Genomic DNA, 20,273 nt, shown 5'->3' with positions numbered 1-20,273 from the left:
GGCTCCGTCGAGCCCGAACGGCTGTCACCCGCTTGTCCGTCTTCCGCGTCTTTGCGTCGGTCGCACTTTCCTGAGGCATTTCATGACTATCTGGCTGCTACAACTCGTGGTCGTGATCGGACTCTGCAACGTTTGCGGCCGCGTTGCCGAACGGCTCGGCCAGTGCGCGGTCGTCGGCGAGATCGCGGCCGGCCTGCTGCTCGGGCCTTCGCTGTTCGGCGTCATCGCACCTGATTTCTACGATGTGCTGTTCGGCCCGCGTGCGCCGTCGGGAATGGCGCAAGTCAGCGAGGTCGGTCTGGTGTTGCTGATGTTTCAGGTCGGTCTGCACATGGAGCTCGGCGTCACGCTGCGCGGCAGCCGGTGGCGCGTGCCGGTTGCGATTGCGGCAGGCGGCCTGTTCGTGCCGGCCGCGATCGGCATGATCGTGGCGGTCGTGTCGAAGGGGGCGCTCGCCAGCGATGCACCGGCGTTGCAGTACGTGCTGTTTTGCGGCGTCGCGCTCGCGGTATCGGCGGTGCCGGTCATGGCGCGCATTGTCGATGACCTGACGCTCGGCGCGATGGCGGGCGCGAGGCATGCGATGTCTGCCGCGATGCTCACCGACGCGCTCGGCTGGATGCTGCTTGCGGCAATCGCATCGTTGTCGAGCGGGCCGGGCTGGGCATTCACGCGCATGCTTGTCAGCCTGCTCGTGTATCTGGCGCTGAGCGCGTTGCTGGTGCGCTTCGTGATCCGCCCGGCGCTCGCGCGGCTCGCATCGACGGCGCATGCCTCGCGCGACCGGCTGGCAGTATTGTTCTGCTTCGTGATGGCGTCGGCGCTGGCGACCTCGATGATCGGGTTCCACAGCGCATTCGGCGCGCTTGCCGCGGCGCTGTTCGTGCGGCGTGTGCCGGGCGTCGCGAAGGATTGGCACGATGGCGTCGAGGGCTTCGTCAAGCTGGTGCTGATGCCGGTGTTCTTCGCCCATGCGGGGCTGCATGCGTCGGTAGGGAGGATCGACGACGCGACTTCATGGCTGTGGTTCGGGGTGTTTTTCGCGGGCGGGTTCGTCGGCAAGTTCGGCGGCAGCTATCTGGGTGCGCGTGTCACCGGGCTTGCGCCGCACGACGCGATGCTGGTGGGCTCGCTGATGAATACGCGCGGATTGATGGAGCTGATCGTGCTATCGATCGGCCTGCAGATGCAGATTCTTCCGGCGCGTGTTTACACGATTCTCGTCGTGTTCGCGCTGGTGACGACGGCGCTGACCGCGCCGCTCGTCAGGTTTACGCTGCGCATGCAATCGCGCTCGACGCCGGCGATTTCGGTCGCCGGCAAGTGACGCGGTGCCGGACGCGAAAGCGTCCGGCACGCAGGGTGAAGCGGAGGGTAGCGGGGTGACCATCGACGGGAACCGGTGGCCGTGATAAAGCGATTTCGTTCTCGTCATCGCATCATGTTACGCGAACACCCCGCCAACGTGACAGCGCCCGGGAATGCATTCGCACCTGCACGGCGGTGCGCGAAGCATCGCCAGTACAAAGCAATCCCCGACGTCCGGCAACTGCGAACCCTGATAGTCGAGCGATGTCATGCGGTCGGGCATCCGATCGACGCCGACGTCTTCAAGGTGCATTCGCCATACCGGCCCGAGCCCATCAACCGGGCTCGGGGCCTGTCTGCCGGATCGCCGGCGGAAGGTGTCACCGCTCGCGCCAAGCATCGATTTTAATTTTGAATCGATCGCTTAGGGGCACTCGGCGAAATGTCGCGAATCGCGGCCGACCCACCTGTGACTTGGGATCAGCAGTCACGGACACGGCGTTACGACCGGATCGGCAACATAGTTCGCGATACTGAAGAATCGATAGTTGCTCAGCAGATCCGGCGCCGGGAACCCCTCCGGATGAATCCGCCCATAAATCGGGCTGTCGGGGCGCAGGCCGGCCAGGGTCAACGCGAGCGTGAATTCGTTGAACGGCGCCATGAACTGACGCGACACGAAATGCATGCCCCAGTTGAACACCGACGGAAGCTGCTCGGTGCGCAACCACGTGTCCGGCCCGCCCGGCGCACGCGCGCAAAGATTCTCCGCCCACGGGCTATGTCCTTCCACGATGAGAAAGCCGTGCTTCGCGTGGCGCTTCCAGCGGGTCAGGAAATCGATGAGATCCGCAGCCGCCACGTAACCGGGCACAAGGCCTTCCGCATCGCTGTACGCCACCTTGAACGCACGCTTGATCTGATCGAGCGCGATCGGCAACCCGGCCTGATCCGATACCGTCAGGATGCCTGCATAGTGCTGGTCGATAACCGCGCGCAGGCGGGCTCGATCGACGGTGCGGAGATGGCGCTCGAGGATCGCTTCGGCGGCGTCCTTGCGCCGGATGCTCAACCGGCGGTTGTGGACCAGGAACATGAAAGTATGCAACAGGTCGCTCAGCCGCGCCGGGCGCACGCTGCCGTCCGGCTGCCTGACGGTCAGGCCGCTTTCGGCCACGGCTTCGTCGTAGCGGTCGGGCTGGGAAATGTCGGCGGCGATCACGCGTACCTGCACACCGGGGATGTCCTTCAGCACAGACAGCGTGGCGGCGGCGCGACCGCGCGCGGATTCGTTGTAGTCCGCGCCGATCACGAGCAGCGGATAGGTCGCGAGGTGTCGGCCGCGCCGCGTCGACGTAATGACGTATTCCGCCAGGCGCTTCACTGCGCTGCCGTCGCCGCAGCCCATGTCGGCGATGCCGGCCGGCTGGCGATCCAGCGGCGTGTCGTCGAACAGCTCGCGCAGGATTTTCGTCGTGATTTCCTGCGACGCCGGCCCCGACCCCGCGCCGCTCGACGCATACACGTTCATCACGCGATCGATGTGGCCGTCGCTATCGATATCGAGCGGATCGGGGTTGCCGAACAGGAGTTCGTCGAGCAGCGCATACGAACGCAGATAGGATGCGGGCAACCCCGCGTATGGAGCGGCAATCGGCCGGTGAATCCGGCCCGACTCGGTGAGGCGCACCTTTTCCCGATCGATTTCCGCCATGCCGAACTTGCACATCAGCGCCCATGCCGCGCGCAGGACGACAGGATCAGCATGCGGCCAGGCGCCGACCGCAACCCCGCCGGGCTGCTCGTCGAACTTGCCGAGGATTCCGGGCGCCGACTGCGAGTACTGGCCATCCGGCTGTCTGTCGAACACCGGCATATCGAGCGCGACCCAGGTCGGGCCGAGCAGCAGGCCGTCCATCGCCGTGCGTAGCTGTCCATTCACCTGGCGCTCCAGATCGGTGGCCGGGGGCGGAAGCTCCGGCCAACCCGCCACGCAGATCCGCGCGAGCTGCGCATACAGCACGCTGTCTTTGGCCGCCACGCGCGTTCGATGACATAGTGCATGCAGATGCTGGAGCACCGACGTGGCATCCGCCAGTTGCTCGAACAGCGGCCGGGCGCGCTCGACGCACGCGACGACATATTCACCGGCCGGGGTGAGCGCATATTCGGCGTCTTCGTCGCCGCGATCGAGGGTCAGCCAGCCTGCCAGGCTCAACAGGTTGAGGGCGCCCCACAGCACCCCCAGGTTACGGGTCGGGTCGGGCTGGCGGGACTTCGCGAACGCGCGCATCGAGCGGGGCGCTCCGGCCCGCAGGCCGCGGAATGCGCCGGCAAACACCAGGCGCGCCAGCGTCGGCACCAGCACGATGCCGCTTGCCCAGTTGCAACTGCGCGTATAGGCCATCACGCGCTGCGCATCGTGTCGGCCGATGCGCAGCGTGGCCGCGTGCGTGTGTTGCTCGAGCCTGACCGGCAGCTCCATGTCGAGCACCTCGACGCCGATCGAGGTACCGGCCGACAGGCCGAGCAATGTGCGCGTTTCGTCGGGATATGCGTCGAGATAGTGTTCGAGCTGCCGGGCCAGCGCGGTGGTGGAGTCACTCAGGTCGAATCGGGCGTGCATGTTGGACGGTCTCACAGGGTCGAAGATTGAGCTGCAATGGGTGAAGGTGCATCCGAATCGGCGTGCGCTACGGCAACCGCCGGCGCGGCGCCGCGAGTCCGCGGCGCGAGATGGGCGGCCAGCGCGCGAATGGACGGGTAGTCCCAGACCGCGGACGGATCGACGGTCACGCCGAACGTCTCGCTGAATACGAGCGTCGTTTCGACGGCGAGGATCGAGTCGAAGCCGATCTCGGCGAACGTCGACTCGCGCGTCAATCGAACCTTGCGGTGCTTGAGGCGCTCACCCAGCCACGCGATGAGCCATTGTTCGACGGCATGAACCTGCTGGCGATCGATCAGGCTCGCCGGCTCGCTCACGATCGGGGCCGCCGCCGAACCGGGGTCTTCGCCGGCTGGCGCGTCGGGCGCGCGGGAGACCGAATGCGCGTCGGCATTGGCGTCCAGCAACGGATCGACGAGTTGGCTTGCGCCCGGGATCGTTTGTTCGATCGAGCCGATCTCGAACCCGGTGCGCGCTGCCCAGTCGTTCAATTCCGCCGACGTGGACAGGGCAGAGCGCAGGCCGACCTGCCGCTGCGCCGCCTCGATCGCGAGTTCGTACTGGCTCTGCGCCCAGCGCAGCGCGCCGTCGTCGATGCGCTGCTGCGCAGCCGCGCGTTCGATCACCGCCAGCAGCAGTCCCCATTGCGCGACCGTGCCGAGCCAGTAATTGACCCAGACGGCGGCGTGCGCGGCGCCGTCGAGTTTTGACGCATTGGCGAGCCCGTCTTGCGACAGCTGTGCGCCCAGCTGGCGCAGCTCCATGGCCAGCGTGCCGGCGCTCAGCGCACTCTCCAGATAGCGCGGCAAATCGTCGCTTCCGTTGAGCAGACGGCTGCCCAGGTGAACCAGCAGCGTTTCGGTCGGCCCCTCGAAGATGCGGGTCAGGCGCGCGTCCCGGAAGATTTGCGGCGCCAGGTTGGTCTCGATATAACCCCGGCCGCCCAGGAACTGCATCATCTCGTCAGCGGATTGCGACAGCAGCTCGGAGCCGAGAATCTTCGAAATCAGCAGGCAGTCTTCAGGCAGCGCGACGCCGAGGTCCAGCTCGGCGGACAAGTGCTCGACCAGCGCGTTGAGCCCATCGATGCGGTGCCGCAGCTCGCCCAGGCGCAGGCGGCTCAGCGGATTGTCCAGCAGGAGCCCGGTCCCGACCTGGCGCCGCGCCCCGTAGCGATGCATCAGCTGCGCACAGCGTTTCATTCCGCCCACGCAGACGGCAGCGATGCCGAGGCGCGCAATGTTCATCGCGTGCTGCGCCACGAACATCCCTTGCCCGATGTCGCCGAGCCGGTACGCGTCGCTGATCCGCGCGCGATCCAGATGCAGCGCATTCTGGATCATGCCGCGCACGCCCATCGTCAGCTCTTCGGCGCCGATCCGCACGCCTGGCGTGCCGGGGCGCACCGCCAATCCGACCATCCCCGTGCCGTCGGCCTGCCTCGCGAACACGTTGATGATCCCCGCCCATGCGGATGAGCCGCTCCAGCTCTTGTTCCCCGTGACCAGCCAGTCGCCGGACTCGATGCGCTGCGCGCGGGTGGCGATCGCGCGCACATGCGAGCCCGCGGCCGGCTCCGTGATCGCGAATGCGGCGAGCATCCGGCCGCTCGCGAGGCTCGGCAGCAATTCCTCGCGCAATGGCGGCTGCGCATGCTGCATGATCGGCAGGATCCCGAGCGTGTTGTTCAAGGCGACAAAGAAAGCAAGGGTCGAATCGATCGCGGCCAACTGCGCAAACACGCGCGACATGTCGCGCTGGCCGAGGCCGAGGCCGCCGTACGAACGGTCGATCGGCATGCCGAGCAGGCCCCGGTTCCCGAAATCGAGCACGACGTGCGGCGGAATGGTGCGACGCTCGTCGATGGTTCGCGAATCGATCCGCGTGCGGGCGTAGTGCCTGAGCCAGTCGTTCAGTTCGTCGACGGTGGCGCTGTCATCGCGCCGACGATCGTTGGCCGCCGGCATGTCGATGCCGGCTGCCGGGCGCGCGGGTTGCCGGCGATCGGCAGCCGGCGTTTGCGTGCCGGCGTCGACGTCCCACTGTGCAAGGATCGTCAGTGCGCCGTCGCGCAGCTGCGTGCGGCACGTGCTGCGGCGCACCTTGCCACTCGACGTTTTCGGCACGCTGCCGGGCGACACCAGCACGATCGCGCTCGGGCCGATGTCGAGGCGGTTCCAGATCGCCTGGCGAATCGCGTCGATGAAGCTGTCGAGATTGCCCTTGCGCTGCGAGCGCTCGACTTCCGCCACGACGATCAGGCGCTCCGCGTCGACCTGGTCGTCCATGAAGGCTGCACAACCGTTCGGCACGAGTTCCGCCACGCCGACGATCAGCGCGTACTCGATGTCTTCCGAGTAGTAGTTGCGGCCGGCCAGGATCACCATGTCCTTGAGCCGGCCGGTGACGTAAAGCTCGTCGCCCAGAATGAAGCCGAGATCGCCGGTGCGCATGAACACCTGATCCCGATGGCCCGCCAGACTGTGCTGGAAGGTCGAATGCGTCTGCTCGTCCAGATGCCAGTAGCCGGCGGCGACGCTCGGGCCGGCCACGCAGATTTCGCCGATGGTCCGATCGGCGCAACGCTCGTTCGTCTCCAGGTCGCGCACGATCACCTGTTGTTCGCCGTCGGTGCGGCCCACGCTGACCAGGACCCGTTCGCCCGGACGATCCAGCAGCTGCGGCGACACGCCCAGGAACTCGCTGCGCGGCACCACGGATTGCCGCTGGAGGGCGGCCTGGTCGACGCACAGCGTCCGGATCGGATGCTGCTTCGTGCGGCCGGCGACGTACAGCGTCCCTTCCGCCAGCCCGTAGCACGGCAGGAAACCGTCGGCGGCGAAGCCCGCGGCGGCGAAGCGCCGCGCAAAATCCGACAAGGTGCTGGCACGCACCGACTCGGCGCCGTTATAGGCGGCCCGCAGGCACGACAGGTCGAGCGTCGCCAGCTGTTCGTCGGAGATTCGCCGGCAGCACATCCGGTATGCGAAATCCGGCGCGCCCGTCAGATCCGCCCGATACTGGCTGATGGCTCGCAGCCACAGGAACGGATGCTGAATGAACCGCTCCGGGGCCATCAGAACACTGCGGAAACCGCCATAGAGCGACGTCAGGATCACGCCGATCAACCCCATGTCGTGATATGGAGGTAGCCAGCTGACGATCGTGCTCCGCTCGTCATAGGCCAGCCATTTGCCGATCATTTCCAGGTTGTGCATCAGGTTGCCGTGCGACACCATCACGCCCTTGGGGCTACCGGTGGTCCCCGACGTGTATTGCAGAAAGGCGATCCGGGATGGCTGCACGCTGGCGGGCGAATGCACGGGATCCAGCGCCTGCGCGCCCCCGACGTCGAGCAGCGTGCTGCCGGATGCATCGGTATCGGCGAGCCAGGTCGTGCAGCGCGCATGGTCCTCGGCCGAACACAGAATCGTGTTCGCGCCTGCGCTCTCGACGATGCCGGCGATCCGCACCATATGCTGCCTGTTGCGCGGCGGGTAGGCGGGAACCGCGATGGCGCCCGCATACAGGCACCCCATGAAGGCACTGACATAGTCGAGCCCCGGCCGGCACAGCAGCAGGACCCGGTCGCCGATGTCGACCGCGTTCTGCCGCAGCAGCGCGGCGACCCGGCGGGCGCGCGTGTCGAGCTCCGCGAAGGTCATCGATTCGGCCTGTTCCTGTTCGGGCGGGCCGCTCAGGAACACGTAGGCGATTTTGTCGCCGAGTGTGGCGGCCCGGTTCTGAAGCAATTCGCTAAGCGTGGTCGGCAAGGTCGCAGTGGTCATGATGTCGTCGGAAGAGGAATGAAAACAGCGAGCAGCGGCCTGACGCCGGCCGGCGCCCATGCGTTGCTGCGGCGGGAATCCGCAGGAGGCTATTCGGCGCGATGGAACAGATCGATCATGTGCATCATGCTTTTGAGATGCAGGAAATGCGGCACCACCCGTTCGCTCCTTGCCGCATAACGCGCAGTCCAGTGGTGGGCCAGTTCGTGCGTGGCGGTGGCGTTGCCGCGAACCGCGCGTGCGTTGGCCTCGCGCGCATCGAGGCACGCACGTGCATGCCGCACGGCCGATCGGGCGAGCTCGCCGGTGAGGATGCCGTGATGCCCCAATGCGAGCCGCGGCGCCTGCAGTTGCTCGATGACGTCCAGCGAGTGCCGATAGGCAAACAGGTCCTGAAAGACCAGCGGCAGCCAGCTGGTGGCGCCGTGAAACTCGCCGAGCGCATCCGACACGAAACCGATGTCCAGCTGCGGGCAGTAGTAGCCGAACTGGCAACGGCTGTGGCCCGGCAGCGCGATCGTGCGAATCTGCATCCCGTCGCCGATGTCGAGCTGCGTGCCCGGATTGACCGGGTAGAACGGCAGGTCGGACAACTCGGTGAAATCGACGCCGGCGGCGGGATCCCACGACTGTGACGCCTGCGCGTCGAGCTGACGGATGGTTCGGCAGGCCGACGGGCTCTGGAACGCGTCGAACGCGTCAGGAGAACCGGATACATGGAGCCACGGCATGCGCGACTTGAGCGTCATCAGCAGGCTGCAATGGTCATAGTGCGAGTGGGTGATCAGCCAATAGCGCAAATGCCGGATGCCGCCGAAGTCCCGCAGCAGGTCGTGAAGCTGCTGCCACACGAGCTCCGTCATGCCGCTCAGGCCGCCCTCGATCAGCGTCGCGGCCTCGTCGTTGACGATCACGTACAGCGGCACGTCAGCCGTGCCGACGAGGGCCAGCCGCTGATCGATCCACCCAGGGGAAGCGTTCAGCATGTCGTTCAGCTCCGGTAAAGCGCACAGGCCCATGTCGCGCCCGCGCCGTAGGTCACGAGGAGGTTGATCTGCCCAGCCGGCATGCGGCCTTGCTCGCGTGCGATGGCGAGCGCGACCGGAAACGCCGCGCTCGCCATGTTGCCCAGCTGATCGACGGAAATCATGCACCGCTCGCGGGGCAGCCCGAGTTGCCCGATGACCGCGTCGAGGATGCGCAGGTTAGGCTGGTGCGGCACGACCAGGCCGATATCCCCAATCGTCAGCCGGTGCTTGTCGAGCATCTGCCGGCACGCGTCGACGATGCGCCGCGTGGCGTCTTCGAACATCGGCCTGCCTTTCATCCGGAAATGGTGCCGGCCGGCCGCGATGTCGTCTTCGTCGATGAAGCGCGGGCGTCGCGCGCCGGGCGCTTCCGTGCTGAGCAGGTCGAACTGGGTGCCGTCGGCGCCGAGCGTCAGGTCGATCAGCCCGTGCGCCGGGTGGTCTGTCGCTTGCAGCAGCAGCGCGGCGGCGCCGTCGCTCAGCAGGATCGACAGATTGCGGCCGGCATTGCTGGAGTCGATCCGCCGCGACAGGGCCTCGGCGCAGATCAGCAGCACGTTGCGATACAGGCCGCTCGCGAGGAAGTGGCGCGCGATCTCGATCCCGTAGAGCCCGCCGCTGCATTGCGCGCGGATATCGAAGCACGGAATCTCCCGCAATCCGAGCCGGGGCTGGATGTAGCACGCTTGCGACGGATCGTGATGATCCGGCGACAGCGTATTGACGATCAGCAGATCGACGTCGCGCGCCGTGACGCCGGCGTCGGCCATCGCCCGTTCCGCGGCGGGGCACGCAAGATCCGCCAGATGCTGATCGGGGGCAAGATAGCGTCGCGCCACGACGCCGGTTCGTTCGCGAATGAACGCGTCGCTGGTGTCGATCATGCCGGCGACTTCGTCGTTGCCGACGATCCGGTCCGGCAGTGCGTGGCCCATCCCGGCGATGACGAGTCTGGCGGTCATGTCCGCACCTCCTGCTCCGTCACGGCGGCGACGGCATCGTCCGCATCGGTCACGACGGTTTCGCCCCAGCGCCACAATTGCGCGCCGAAGCCCCAGCCGGCGCCTGCGCCGGCAATCACGACCAACGATCCCGGCCGGATCACGCCTTCCCGGATCGACTCGGCCAGCGCAAACGGCACGGCGGCCGACACGAGGCACGCACAATCGGCGACGCGAATCACGTATTGGTCGGGCTTGAGCCCGAGCCGCTGCGCCCATGCGCGCACGAGCAGCGCCGACGGCTGATGGAACACCATCGCATCGATGTCGGCGATGCCCGTTCCGCTCCGGTGCAACAGCCGCTCGACGATATCGGGAATGGCCACCGGCATGAAACGCGAAATCGCCTCCTGCGCTTCGGGCTTGAGCGTGAAATACACGCCGAACGGGTTGTCGGCGCCGGTTGCCGCGTCGTCGCCTGCCGCAGCCCGCGCGTTGCGCCACTGCATCGTCACGAGGTCGTAGCGGGTTGCATCGCTGTGATACGCGGCATCCAGCCAATCGGCGCCGTCGGGATCGGCCGGCTCGGCGACGAGCACGGCCGCGGCCGCGCCATCGCCGAAGTTCGTCGACGATTTACTGGTGTAGTCGACCACTGCCGACATGCGCTCCGACGAGCACACCAGGGCCCGCTTCACCCGTCCCTGCTTGATGAGGTTGGTGGCGATCTGCAGTTGCAGCACGAAGCTCGCGCATTCCATCTCGACATCGGCGTCGAGCGCGCGCGTGGCGCCGAGCCTGTCGCGCAGCGCACGCGCCAGCCGCGGCGCGAAACGGCGCCGGCCGTCGGCGAGCGAGACGAACGGCGACGTCATGTTGAACAGCACCAGATCGAGTTCGGCGGCCTCCACGCCGGCACGGGCGAGTGCGTCGCGGGCCGTGCGCTCGGCCAGCGCAAGCTCGGATTCGCCGGCATCGGGATCGATCATGTAGCGCGATTCGATGCCCCAGAATTGCCACCATTCCGACGGAATGGGCTCGACGCCCGCGAAGACGGGATCGTCGTTGGGTACCCGGCGTGCCGGCAGGCGGCAGGCCAGACTTGCGATTCGGACGTTGTGCACCATCAGACCTCCATCGTGCTGCAGGCGATGCGCGGCCTGAACGGATCCAGCGTCATGGCGACCACCGTATGTTCATCGTCACGCAACGACATCGAATTTGCGACGCGGGACGCGAGCCACGCGGGCAACTGGAACGGGTTCGGGATGTCCGTCGAACCGGCGACGACATCGACGTGGAAATCGCGACCCACGCCGGTGGCGATCGATGGCCATCCGCTCAACCACGATTCGCAAAACAGCGCGGCGGGGCGCCGGTCGATGCGGCTCTGCACCGCGTCGACCATCGCGCGCACCGCGGTGGCAGCATTGGCCGGTTCGGCGTCGAATCGACCGGTTGCGTGATCGAACCGGCTCTCGAAGCGGGCCAGTGACAGGATGCCGTTCACGCGCCGGGCGGGAAGCGCGTCGAGCGTCGCGAACGGGGGCGACTCGAGGTCCGCGTAGCGGCCGGCATACACGCGGTCATGGCCGGAAGGCGTCAGGACGATCGCCCCCGCGCCGTCGGCGAAGCCGCTCGTGGTCACCTGTTCGACATCCGCGAGCGCCTCCGCGCGAACGACGAGCGCGCGTCGATAGCCGAGCTGTTTGCAATGGCTTTGCGCGAGATCGAGTGCGAGCGCCCAGTCTGCGTCGAGCAGATCGAACACGGCCGCATGTCGCGCACGCAGGTCGCGCTGCACCGGGTGCGCCAGCCGCGGCCCGGCGATCGTCGGTGCGTCCGCCATCCGGCTGGGAGAAATCGACAGGCTGACGATCAGATCCAGTTCCGACGGCAGGCAACCGGCTTGCAGCAGCGCCTGCCTGGCTGCCTTGATCGCGTAATCGTTGGCGCAGGATTGCGCGGTGGTCGCTGGGTCCGGAATGGCCACCGCGGCTCCGAGAATTTTCATAGGGCATGCTCGTTCTGGACTGCTTGATTTACGGGACGCGTCGCGCCATGACCCGCCTGCCGGAGCACGGCGCGACGCAATTTGCCCGATTCGTTGCGCGGCAGACTGCCGGCGTGATAGGCAATACGATGCGGACATTTGTACGGCGCAATCACGCTCTTGACGTGCTGCTGCAGCTGCGTCGTCAACGCCTCCGAGCCGTCGACGCCCGGCCGCAGCACCACATGCGCGCAGATGAGCGTGCCGCCCCATTCGTCGATCTGTCCGACGACGCCGCATTCGGCGATATCGGGATGGCGCAGCAGCACCTGCTCCACTTCGCCGGGAGACACCGTGTAGCCGGAGCTGATGATCATGTCGTCCGCGCGCGCCTGATAGAACAGATAGCCGTCCTCGTCCAGGTAGGCGCTGTCGCCCGTCAGGTTCCAGCCGTGCTTGACGTAGTCGCGTTGCCGCGCGTCATTCAGGTAGCGGCACCCGGTCGGCCCCTGCACGGCCAGATAGCCGATTTCGTAGGGCGGCAGGCATTGGCCGTGCTCGTCCACGACGGCAAGGCGGTAACCGGGCACCGCCTTGCCGATCGCGCCGTCCTTCGCGCCGGTGTCGCCTGTCGACGCGAAGATATGCAGCATCTCGGTCGACCCGATTCCGTCGATCAGGTGCAGGCCGGTGCGCTCCCGCCATGCGTCGCGCGTCCACGACGGGAGCGCCTCACCCGCCGACACGCATTTGCGCAGGGACGACATGTCATGCCTGTCGAGATGGTCGAGCATGGACCGATAGGCCGCCGGTGCCGTAAACAGGATGCTGACCCGATGCCGGTCGACGGCGGCCAGCAGCCGTTCCGGGTTCGCTTTCGGCAACAGCACGACGCTCGCGCCGACGCTGATCGGAAACAGCAGCAGCGCGCCGAGGCCGAACGTGAACGCGAGCGGCGGCGACCCGCAGAAGACGTCATCGGACGTGGGCCGGAGCACGTGCTGCGGAAAGCAGTGGCAGGCTGCCATCACGTCTCGATGAAAATGGACGGTTGCCTTCGGTTCCCCGGTCGTCCCCGACGTGAACGCGATGAGGCAAGGATCGTCCGCGCGCGTTTCGGCGGCCGCGAATTCCGCTGAATAGCCGCCGAGCCAGCGCGCGTGCGGATGCGTGTCGTCCGTCTCGTAGCGCCGAACTTCGCCGCGCCACCGCATGCTCGCCATCGCCGCGTCGAGCTCGGTCGACAGCCCGGCCTCGCAGATGACGTGCGTGACCCGGGCTCGCCCGATGATGGCCGACAGTTCTTCCGCGCGCAGCTTCGGCATCGTCGCGACGGCCACGCCACCGGCCTTGACCACGCCGAACCACGCGGCGGCAAGCATCGGGTGATTGGCGCCGTGCAACAGCACCCGATTGCCGGCCACCAGGCCCGCATCGCGGACCAGCATGTTGGCGATCCGGTTGCCGGCATCGCGCAATTCGCGATACGACCATGCGATGCCCGACTCGGTCCTGATCGCAACGCGATCGCCCCAGCCCCGTTCTTCGACTGCAGTATCCAGCAGCGCGGCGGCGCAATTGAGAAACGGCGGAAACTGCAGCCCCGGCAACTCAAAGACAAACGTCGGCCAATCCTCGGCAGGGGGCAAGTTCGCGCGGCAAAAGTCGTCCATCGTCAGCGCTCGCAAGAGTGTGAGTTCGAAGTCCGCAATAGCAGTGCGGCGCCGGCCGGGCCATATGATCGGGCCCGTCCCGCACAGCCTGAATCGCGATGCCAAAGAGATGCGGTCGAGGCGGCAGGCACATGTCGCCGAGCGACGCACAGAGAGCCCGGTCAATCACATGATGGCTTGCCGGTTTTTATAGATTCATTCCGTCTCATTTCAATTTCAAAATAAACAATAATCAATCGATTTAATTCATATCAATCGAGATTCTTAATTCTTGGATCGTTGCAATGGGTGCCGAAAAATTCTTGCCGCAAGCTTAACGGAAGTAAGATTGGAAAGTAAACATTCATATTGATGAATGGCTCTAGTTATTGATTGAAATCGATGCCATCAAACATCTTAATTTGATTAAATTAATCGACTCCGGTTAATTATCTCGGGATTTGTTGACTCCGGTCGAGCATGGTTGCCGAAGCAGTGAATAAAGCATCGCGAAGTTCACCGAGGCGAAACGAGCGTCGCTTCACGAAGCGGATTGCCCCGCGCGAAAGGCCTGCGCTCTCGGGAGCAGCGGAGCCTTGGGTCGGTTTGGATGGGGAATCAGGGATCCTGGCGCCGGGGTCCCAGGTTGCGCCGATATAGATTTGCGCAATTGTATTAACGAATGTTTTGTTTCAAATAGGAAACGGAATGCGGAACGCCAAGCTGGGAGAGTTGACAGGTGCGCCGGGGATCGCCGGTACGGTTGGCATGACCGTCATTCGTGCGAGGCTCGAGTGACTGGTGCGAGTCGCGGAATGAATGCCGACGCCGCGTTCGGCATGGTCGGGAATTGAATTGATAAATACAACAAATTCAGATATCGCGAATATTTTTGTCGTCAAAACTATTCTTAAATATCCGCTTGCCAGTTCAATAATTGGAATGATCGCCTCCCGCTACAACGACCGTTCCAGCGCCTCGCCCCCGCGGGACGGGGGGCGAGGCGGCGCGCCGCGTGACGCATCGAATGCGTCATTCGTGCGTCGGAGAAGGCAGCGTCGCGAAGTCCTGATGCAGGCTCGCCGACGCGGCCACGGAGATTTTCGGATCCGGATGTTGCCGGGCCGTCTCGAAATCGCGCGCGGGCCCGACGGTCATCGAAGCCACGGCGTTGATCGCCGAACCGGCCGCGGTGACCGCGGCGTCGCGATACTCTCCGCGCTGAAAATGCTCGACCGCGTCTTTGCCGAACGACTTGCTTTCCTTCATGTGCGCGCCCGTATGCGTCTGCTTGCCTTGCGAGATGCCGTCGAGATTGCCCACCACGCTGTTGTGCGAGCCTTCCGTGATGCCGAGCTGGCCGTGCTGCAGCACCGAGCTGACCCCAAACACGGCCGCCGAATAGTACGTCGCGCCCGGTTTCTCCATATGGCTGGCCGCCTGGTTCGTTACGTCGTTGCGGCGTGTATGCGGCGTCGACAGATTGTTCAGTCCGCTCAGCGTCGCGCCGCCCGTCGGTCGATCGCTCGAACGCCGGGTCGACTGCGAATCGTCGCTCGACGAAGTGGTCGTGGCGTGATTGTCGAGAGGCGCGATGCTGCCACCGGTGATTTTTGTCATGGTCGGTACCTTCGATCAAGAGGAGGAAAGTGCGTCGGGCGCCGTGGCGCTCGACGGCGAAATCGACGGGCCGCTCCGCCGTCGGAACCGCATGACGGTAACTGCCGATCGATGGAGGGATGATGCGCGTCGCGGCGGGCGTGACGGCCGGATACGCGAAGCGAGCGGCGCGAAAGCGAAACGTCGAGTGCGTGGACCGGAATCCGGTCGGCGCGGGTCGATCGCGTCGCGCAGCACGCGCTTCTTCCACGACGTCGACGCATCCTTCGCATGAATGCCGGCGTGGAACCGCCCCGAACGTCAGCTGTCCCGATGGCGCTCGCCGTGCGAAAGCAGTTGCCCCGCCTATCGGCCGGCCAGTTGCTTCACCTGCTGCGCGAGCCCAGCCAGCGAAATCTGCCCGCGCATCTCGCTCACGAAACTCCCCGCCAGCACCGCGACGATCAGCACCGCGATCGCGCCCTTGAGCGGCTGGCTGACCGACATCAGATCGAGCTTCTGCGCCGAGCGCGAGACGAACGCGAGGCCCAGGTCGACGAGCAGCAGCATCGCCATCATCGGTGTCGCGATCCGTGCGACCATGTTCATCAGCATGTCGAGCCGCGCCTGCGCGAACATTTCGAGCAGTGGCGCGGGAACCGGGTTGAACGACCCGAGCGGCCACCACGCATACGATTCGTACAGCGCGCCGAGCAGGAACGTCATGCCGCCCAGCATCCAGAACGACGCGATCGTCAGTTGCCCGAGCAGCGTCGCCATCAGCGACGTCTGCGTGCCCGAGCTCGGGTTCTGCATCTGCACGTTGTTGAAGCCGGCGACATCGTCGACGTAGGTGCCGATCGCCTCGGCGGCCCAGAACACGGTGGAGGCCGCGATGCCGAGCACGAGCCCGATCACGGCTTCCTTCGCGCAAGCGATCACGAGGAACGCGCCGCGGAGCTGCGGGATCAGCGCCTGCTGTCCACATGCGACGAACAGGCACCAGATCGCGGCCGCGCCGCTGCGCAGCGGGCCTTTCAGCACGTTGTCGGCGGTCGCGGGCAGGATCGTCATGATCACGAGAAGCCGCTCGCTCGACAGCGCGAGCAGCACGATGAAGCCGATGAATTCGTCGCCCAGGTGCTGCAGCGGAAAGATGTCGTAGGTCGTCATGCGCATGTCCAGGGCACGTTCCCGCGATGTCGAGAATGCATTCGCGGGGCCGGCCGTCATTGGCGGGAACAGGATTCAGGTCGAGGCCCGCACGGCCGCGAGCCGGCGTGCGAGCACGCCTTCCTCGATCTCCTCGTCCTGTACGTCTTCGGCGGCTGCCTCGGCCGCGCACGCGAGCCGCCGGATCCGCTCGCGCACGACGTCGATCTGCGCGTCGTTGCGCGCGATCCGGCGTGCGGTCGCGGCGAGCTGCTCGATCTTGGCCTGCAGCGCCGCATGCAGGCGAGCGCACTGCGCGCTCGCGAGCGTGTGTTCGTCGAGCAGCACGTCGCGATAGCGGCGACACGCCGCGTAATCGCCGATCGCAAACGCCGCATGGCCGGCCGCCATCGCGTCGACGCGCGCCGCATAGCGATTCGCCGCATCGAGCTTCGCGTGCGCGTGCGCTTCGCCCTGCGCGAACTCGGCCGCCGCCGCGTCGCGTTCGGCGCGCTGCGCGGCCTGCTCGGTACGCAGCTTCGCGCCGCGCTGTTCGCGCCGCGCAAGCAGCGTCTCGAAGGCGCGCTGTTTCGGGTTCCTCATTGGACGAGCGCGTGCAGTGCGGCGAGTGTCGCGTCGGGCGGCGCGTACTCGTCGGTGCGCTGGTTGAGGAACGTGCGGATCCGGTCGATCTTCGCGACCGCTTCGTCGGCTGCCGCGTCGCTGCCCGCCTGATATTCGCCGAGTTGCAGCAGCGTTTCGATCTCGCGGTGCTTCGCGAGCAACTGGCGCAGGCGGCCGGCCGCGCCGACGTGCTCGCGCGTCGCGATCTGCGGCATGATCCGCGACAGGCTGCCGAGCACGTCGATCGCCGGATACTGGTTGCGCGCGGCGATCTCGCGCGACAGGATGATGTGGCCGTCGAGAATCCCGCGCACTTCCTCGGCGATCGGGTCGCTGCCGGAATCGTCTTCGGCGAGCACCGTGTAGAGCGCGGTGATCGAGCCTTGCTCGCCCATCCCGGTGCGCTCGAGCAGGCGCGGCAGCTCGGCGAACACGGAAGGCGGGAAGCCGCGCCGCGCGGGCGGCTCGCCGGCCGCGAGGCCGATCTCGCGCCCGGCGCGCGCGAAGCGCGTCAGCGAATCCATCATCAGCAGCACGCGCTTGCCCTGGTCGCGGAAATACTCGGCGATCGCGGTCGCCGCGTACGCGGCCTTCGCGCGCTCGATCGACGAGCGGTCGGACGTCGCGCACACGACCACCGAGCGTGCCATGCCGTCCTCGCCCATGATCAGCTCGACGAACTCGCGCACTTCGCGGCCGCGCTCGCCGATCAGCGCGATCACGTTGATGTCGCACGACGCGCCGCGCGCGAACATCCCGAGCAGCGTGCTCTTGCCGACGCCGGCCGGCGCGAAGATCCCCATCCGCTGGCCTTCGCCGAGCGTGATCAGGCCGTCGACGATCCGCACGCCGGTCGCGAGCGACGCGTCCACCATCCGCCGCGACATCGGGTTCGGCGGCGGCGCGAGCACGGGGCGCAGCGCGTCGTAGTCGAGCGGGCCGCGCCCGTCGATCGGCTCGCCGAAGCTGTCGATCACGCGGCCGAGGATGCCGTTGCCGACCTTCACCGACAGCGGCCGCCGCAAGCCGATCACGCGCGTGCCGCGATTGATCTCGCCGAGCGTGCCGAACGGCGACAGCAGCGCGACGTTGCGCGTGAAGCCGACGACTTCCGCATGCTGGAGCAGCGCGCCCGACGCGCTGCGCAGCTCGCACAGCTCGCCGAGCGTCGCTTCGAGGCCGACGACGCGCACGAGCGTGCCGATCACCTCGAGCACCTTGCCCGTCATGCTGACGGCAGGCTCGATCGCAAGCCGCGCGGCCATCGCGTCGGCGACGCGGGACAAATCGGTCAGTGCGTTCATGGGCGGCTCGCGTCGTCGAGTGCGCGGCCGAGCGCCGCGCGGATCGCGTTCAGTTGCGTGTCGAGGCTCGCGTCGACGGTGCCGAAGTCGGATTCGCACACGCAGGTGCCGCGCGCGACGCGCGGCTCGACGACGACCTCGACCGGCACGTTGCGACCTTGCCGGCGCCACGCGTCGGCAAGCAGCCCGAACTGCTCGCGCGCGGCGTCGTAATCGGCGTCGCACACGCGCACCGTCAGATAGCTTGCGTCGGCGACGACGCGCTCGACCGTTTCCGCCGCGCGCGCGAACAGACCGCGCGCGTCCTCCGCGCGTACCATCTGCTGGACGGCCGCGGCGACGAGCTCCGCGAGCCGTTCGCGCATTTTGTCGCGCACGCGCCGCTCCTGCTCGAACGAGTCGGCCGCCTGCGCGTGCCAGTCGGCGATCGCCTGCGCGCGGCCCGCGTCGTAGCCGCGCGCATATGCACCGTCGTGCTCGCGCCGCGCGGCTTCGACGAGCGCGCCGGCCTGCGCACGCGCGTCGGCGCCGATCCGTTCGGCTTCGTCGCGGGCCGCGTGCAGCACCGCGTCGCGTTCGGCCGCGAGCGCGTCGAGCGCGGCGTCGAGCGCCTGAACCGTCTCGAACGCGTCGCGCCGCAGCACGCCGTGCGGCGCGTCGAAGCAGAGATCGTCGGTGAGCGGAATCTGCCGGTTTTTCAGCCAAAAAGCCATGACCACTCCGGAAATAGCGACGGCAGGCGCGCAAGCAGCGTCGCGCCGTCCGCGTCCGCCGCCGCGCGTTCGATCCACGGCGGGCGCGCGGTGTCGCGCGGCAACGCGTGGCGCACGATGCGCATCGGCCCCGCCGGCGCCCAGGCCCGTTCGCGTTCGAACAGGCACCAGCCTTCCCACGCGATGTCGTCGCCGGACAGTTGCGCGAGCGGCGCGACCGGCTCGCGGCGATCGAGATCGCGCGCGCGCGGCGCGTCGGGCAACGCCGCGAGCGCGTTGCAGCCGTCGGCGCCAACCCAGCCGGCGAGCCGCTCGCGGCTCGCACGGTCGATCCAGTGGCGCAGCTCGGTGCGCCGGCACAGCAGCGCACGCACGCGCAGCAGCCGCAGCGTGTCGGCGACCGGCAGCGCGGCGAGCCGGTCAGCACGCGCATCGAAACCGTCGAGCGACGGCGACGTCGCCCCAAGCGTGCGCAACAGCAGCAGCGAGCACGCGGCGCGCAGCGCGGGTGCATGCTCGCGCGTCGTCGCGACGAGCGGCGCGAGCGTGCCGTGCCAGCTCGCGTGGACCCAGTCGGCCGCGCGTCGCGCGTTCGCGTCGTAGCCGGCGAGCCACGCGGCCCGCGCCGTGACGCTCGCGATCGGCGCACCGCCGCTCATCGCGCACCGGCCTGTTGAGGCGCGGCCGCGGCCTGCGCGTCGTTGCCGCCGCGCAGTCGCGCGGCCAGCCCGCCCACGCCCGCGCCGCCGTGCTTGCGCGCGCGCCACCACAGCACACCGCCCGCGGCCGCGAGCACGACGCACACGAGGAGGGCGATCAGCAGGCCGACGAGCATCGCACCGCCGGACTTCTGCGCGCTCGGCTGCGCGGCCGACACGAGATCGACCGGATCGGCGGCGACCGACGTGACGCTCACTTCGTCGTACGTCAGCCCTTCGACGCTATGGACGACGAGGTTCTTGATCTGCGGCGTCAGCGTCGCGAGATTCGCGTTCGGCCGGTACTTGATGAACACCGACGCCGACGACGGCTTCGCGACCTGTGCGAGCGGATCGTTGTTCGGCAGCACGATGTGCACGCGCGCGACGACGACCCCGTCGATTTTCGACAGCGTGTCCGACAGCTCCTGCGACACGCCGTAGATGAACCGCACGCGCTCCTCGGTCGGCGTCGACACGAGGCCGTCCTTCTTGAACAGCGCGCCGAGATCGTCGTAGCGCGTCGCGGGCAGCCCGCGCGCGCGCAGCACTTCCATCGCCTTGACAATCTGCTTGTCGTCGACGGCGAGCGTCCACGTCTTGCCGCCGTCGGGCGTCTTCTTCTGCGCGTCGACACCGTTCTGCAGCAGCGCGGCCATCATCTCGTTGCAGTCGCGCTCGGCGAGGCCGCCGTACAGCTCCTGCTGGCAGCCGGCGACGAGCGCCGCGCACGCGAGCAGCGCGGCAAGCCGGGCCGCGCGGCGGCGGCCGCCGGCGGCGATCGGGGAAGGGAGTCGTTCCATGG

Annotated in this window: 15 protein-coding genes and 1 pseudogene; 2 read left to right on the top strand and 14 right to left on the bottom strand. The window is 67.2% G+C overall.

Going from position 1 to position 20,273, the window contains the following annotated elements; genetic code table 11:
• The first annotated feature begins 82 nt into the window (after positions 1-82).
• Positions 83-1,327, top strand: coding sequence for a cation:proton antiporter (locus FPJ27_RS11535; RefSeq protein WP_204422965.1), 1,245 nt, complete (start codon positions 83-85; stop codon positions 1,325-1,327).
• A 468-nt stretch (positions 1,328-1,795) separates the two neighbouring features.
• Here FPJ27_RS11535 and FPJ27_RS11530 read toward each other — a convergent pair whose 3' ends face one another.
• The 8 genes from FPJ27_RS11530 to FPJ27_RS11495 all read right to left on the bottom strand — a co-directional run bounded on the left by FPJ27_RS11530 (position 1,796) and on the right by FPJ27_RS11495 (position 14,998).
• On the bottom strand, positions 1,796-3,934 hold the full coding sequence (locus FPJ27_RS11530; RefSeq protein ID WP_204422963.1) for a hypothetical protein: 2,139 nt from the start codon (positions 3,932-3,934) through the stop codon (positions 1,796-1,798).
• Positions 3,935-3,945: 11 nt separating this feature from the next.
• Entirely contained in the window at positions 3,946-7,764 is a 3,819-nt protein-coding gene (locus tag FPJ27_RS11525) for an AMP-binding protein (RefSeq protein ID WP_204423163.1), read from the bottom strand.
• A gap of 89 nt (positions 7,765-7,853) precedes the next feature.
• Positions 7,854-8,750, bottom strand: a complete 897-nt coding sequence (locus tag FPJ27_RS11520) for an MBL fold metallo-hydrolase (RefSeq protein WP_204422959.1) — start codon at positions 8,748-8,750, stop codon at positions 7,854-7,856.
• Positions 8,751-8,755: 5 nt separating this feature from the next.
• Complete coding sequence (locus FPJ27_RS11515; protein WP_204422958.1) at positions 8,756-9,754, bottom strand: ketoacyl-ACP synthase III; 999 nt, start codon at positions 9,752-9,754, stop codon at positions 8,756-8,758.
• Positions 9,751-10,860, bottom strand: coding sequence for a 3-oxoacyl-ACP synthase III family protein (locus FPJ27_RS11510; RefSeq protein WP_204422957.1), 1,110 nt, complete (start codon positions 10,858-10,860; stop codon positions 9,751-9,753). The genes FPJ27_RS11515 and FPJ27_RS11510 overlap by 4 nt, the downstream gene beginning before the upstream one ends.
• Positions 10,860-11,747 (bottom strand): hypothetical protein, encoded by an 888-nt coding sequence (locus FPJ27_RS11505; RefSeq protein ID WP_204422956.1) that lies wholly within the window; start codon positions 11,745-11,747, stop codon positions 10,860-10,862. Before FPJ27_RS11505 ends, FPJ27_RS11510 begins: the two co-directional genes overlap by 1 nt.
• Positions 11,744-13,399, bottom strand: a complete 1,656-nt coding sequence (locus tag FPJ27_RS11500; protein WP_204422955.1) for an AMP-binding protein — start codon at positions 13,397-13,399, stop codon at positions 11,744-11,746. The genes FPJ27_RS11505 and FPJ27_RS11500 overlap by 4 nt, the downstream gene beginning before the upstream one ends.
• Positions 13,400-14,410: 1,011 nt before the next feature.
• Positions 14,411-14,998 (bottom strand): hypothetical protein, encoded by a 588-nt coding sequence (locus FPJ27_RS11495; protein ID WP_204422954.1) that lies wholly within the window; start codon positions 14,996-14,998, stop codon positions 14,411-14,413.
• On the opposite strand from FPJ27_RS11495, the gene FPJ27_RS11490 reads away from it, so the two are divergent.
• Positions 14,997-15,272, top strand: a complete 276-nt coding sequence (locus tag FPJ27_RS11490) for a hypothetical protein (RefSeq protein ID WP_204422953.1) — start codon at positions 14,997-14,999, stop codon at positions 15,270-15,272. The genes FPJ27_RS11495 and FPJ27_RS11490 overlap by 2 nt on opposite strands.
• 74 nt (positions 15,273-15,346) lie before the next feature.
• Here the strand turns inward: FPJ27_RS11490 and sctT are convergent.
• The 6 genes and pseudogenes from sctT to sctJ form a co-directional block, all read right to left on the bottom strand.
• A pseudogene (gene sctT, locus FPJ27_RS11485) lies at positions 15,347-16,150 on the bottom strand (type III secretion system export apparatus subunit SctT); the annotation flags it as partial.
• A 75-nt stretch (positions 16,151-16,225) separates the two neighbouring features.
• The gene (locus FPJ27_RS11480) at positions 16,226-16,732 is read right to left on the bottom strand and encodes a type III secretion protein HrpB7 (protein ID WP_204422951.1); all 507 of its coding nucleotides are present in this window, start codon (positions 16,730-16,732) and stop codon (positions 16,226-16,228) included.
• On the bottom strand, positions 16,729-18,057 hold the full coding sequence (gene sctN / locus FPJ27_RS11475; protein ID WP_204422950.1) for a type III secretion system ATPase SctN: 1,329 nt from the start codon (positions 18,055-18,057) through the stop codon (positions 16,729-16,731). The genes FPJ27_RS11480 and sctN overlap by 4 nt, the downstream gene beginning before the upstream one ends.
• Positions 18,054-18,770: a type III secretion system stator protein SctL gene (gene sctL, locus FPJ27_RS11470; protein ID WP_204422949.1), complete on the bottom strand. Its 717-nt coding sequence runs from the start codon at positions 18,768-18,770 to the stop codon at positions 18,054-18,056. The genes sctN and sctL overlap by 4 nt, the downstream gene beginning before the upstream one ends.
• Entirely contained in the window at positions 18,755-19,429 is a 675-nt protein-coding gene (locus FPJ27_RS11465; RefSeq protein WP_204422948.1) for a type III secretion protein HrpB4, read from the bottom strand. Before FPJ27_RS11465 ends, sctL begins: the two co-directional genes overlap by 16 nt.
• Positions 19,426-20,271, bottom strand: coding sequence for a type III secretion inner membrane ring lipoprotein SctJ (gene sctJ / locus FPJ27_RS11460; protein WP_204422947.1), 846 nt, complete (start codon positions 20,269-20,271; stop codon positions 19,426-19,428). Before sctJ ends, FPJ27_RS11465 begins: the two co-directional genes overlap by 4 nt.
• Between the last annotated feature and the right edge of the window lie 2 nt (positions 20,272-20,273).

The organism is Burkholderia sp. MS455 (assembly GCF_016899445.1).
GTDB lineage: Bacteria > Pseudomonadota > Gammaproteobacteria > Burkholderiales > Burkholderiaceae > Burkholderia > Burkholderia pyrrocinia_C.
Note: the sequence above shows the minus strand (reverse complement) of the source record. Positions and strands in the feature narration are given on the sequence as shown.

Excerpts from the sequence above, each read along its gene's own strand:
- sctJ (WP_204422947.1), bottom strand. The coding sequence starts at position 20,271 with ATGGAACGACTCCCTTCCCCGATCGCCGCCGGCGGCCGCCGCCGCGCG.
- FPJ27_RS11465 (WP_204422948.1), bottom strand. The coding sequence starts at position 19,429 with ATGAGCGGCGGTGCGCCGATCGCGAGCGTCACGGCGCGGGCCGCGTGG.
- FPJ27_RS11490 (WP_204422953.1), top strand. The coding sequence starts at position 14,997 with ATGGTCGGTACCTTCGATCAAGAGGAGGAAAGTGCGTCGGGCGCCGTG.
- FPJ27_RS11505 (WP_204422956.1), bottom strand. The coding sequence starts at position 11,747 with ATGAAAATTCTCGGAGCCGCGGTGGCCATTCCGGACCCAGCGACCACC.
- FPJ27_RS11480 (WP_204422951.1), bottom strand. The coding sequence starts at position 16,732 with ATGAGGAACCCGAAACAGCGCGCCTTCGAGACGCTGCTTGCGCGGCGC.
- FPJ27_RS11520 (WP_204422959.1), bottom strand. The coding sequence starts at position 8,750 with ATGCTGAACGCTTCCCCTGGGTGGATCGATCAGCGGCTGGCCCTCGTC.
- FPJ27_RS11515 (WP_204422958.1), bottom strand. The coding sequence starts at position 9,754 with ATGACCGCCAGACTCGTCATCGCCGGGATGGGCCACGCACTGCCGGAC.
- FPJ27_RS11495 (WP_204422954.1), bottom strand. The coding sequence starts at position 14,998 with ATGACAAAAATCACCGGTGGCAGCATCGCGCCTCTCGACAATCACGCC.
- sctL (WP_204422949.1), bottom strand. The coding sequence starts at position 18,770 with ATGGCTTTTTGGCTGAAAAACCGGCAGATTCCGCTCACCGACGATCTC.
- FPJ27_RS11510 (WP_204422957.1), bottom strand. The coding sequence starts at position 10,860 with ATGGTGCACAACGTCCGAATCGCAAGTCTGGCCTGCCGCCTGCCGGCA.
- sctN (WP_204422950.1), bottom strand. The coding sequence starts at position 18,057 with ATGAACGCACTGACCGATTTGTCCCGCGTCGCCGACGCGATGGCCGCG.
- FPJ27_RS11535 (WP_204422965.1), top strand. The coding sequence starts at position 83 with ATGACTATCTGGCTGCTACAACTCGTGGTCGTGATCGGACTCTGCAAC.
- FPJ27_RS11530 (WP_204422963.1), bottom strand. The coding sequence starts at position 3,934 with ATGCACGCCCGATTCGACCTGAGTGACTCCACCACCGCGCTGGCCCGG.
- FPJ27_RS11525 (WP_204423163.1), bottom strand. The coding sequence starts at position 7,764 with ATGACCACTGCGACCTTGCCGACCACGCTTAGCGAATTGCTTCAGAAC.
- FPJ27_RS11500 (WP_204422955.1), bottom strand. The coding sequence starts at position 13,399 with ATGGACGACTTTTGCCGCGCGAACTTGCCCCCTGCCGAGGATTGGCCG.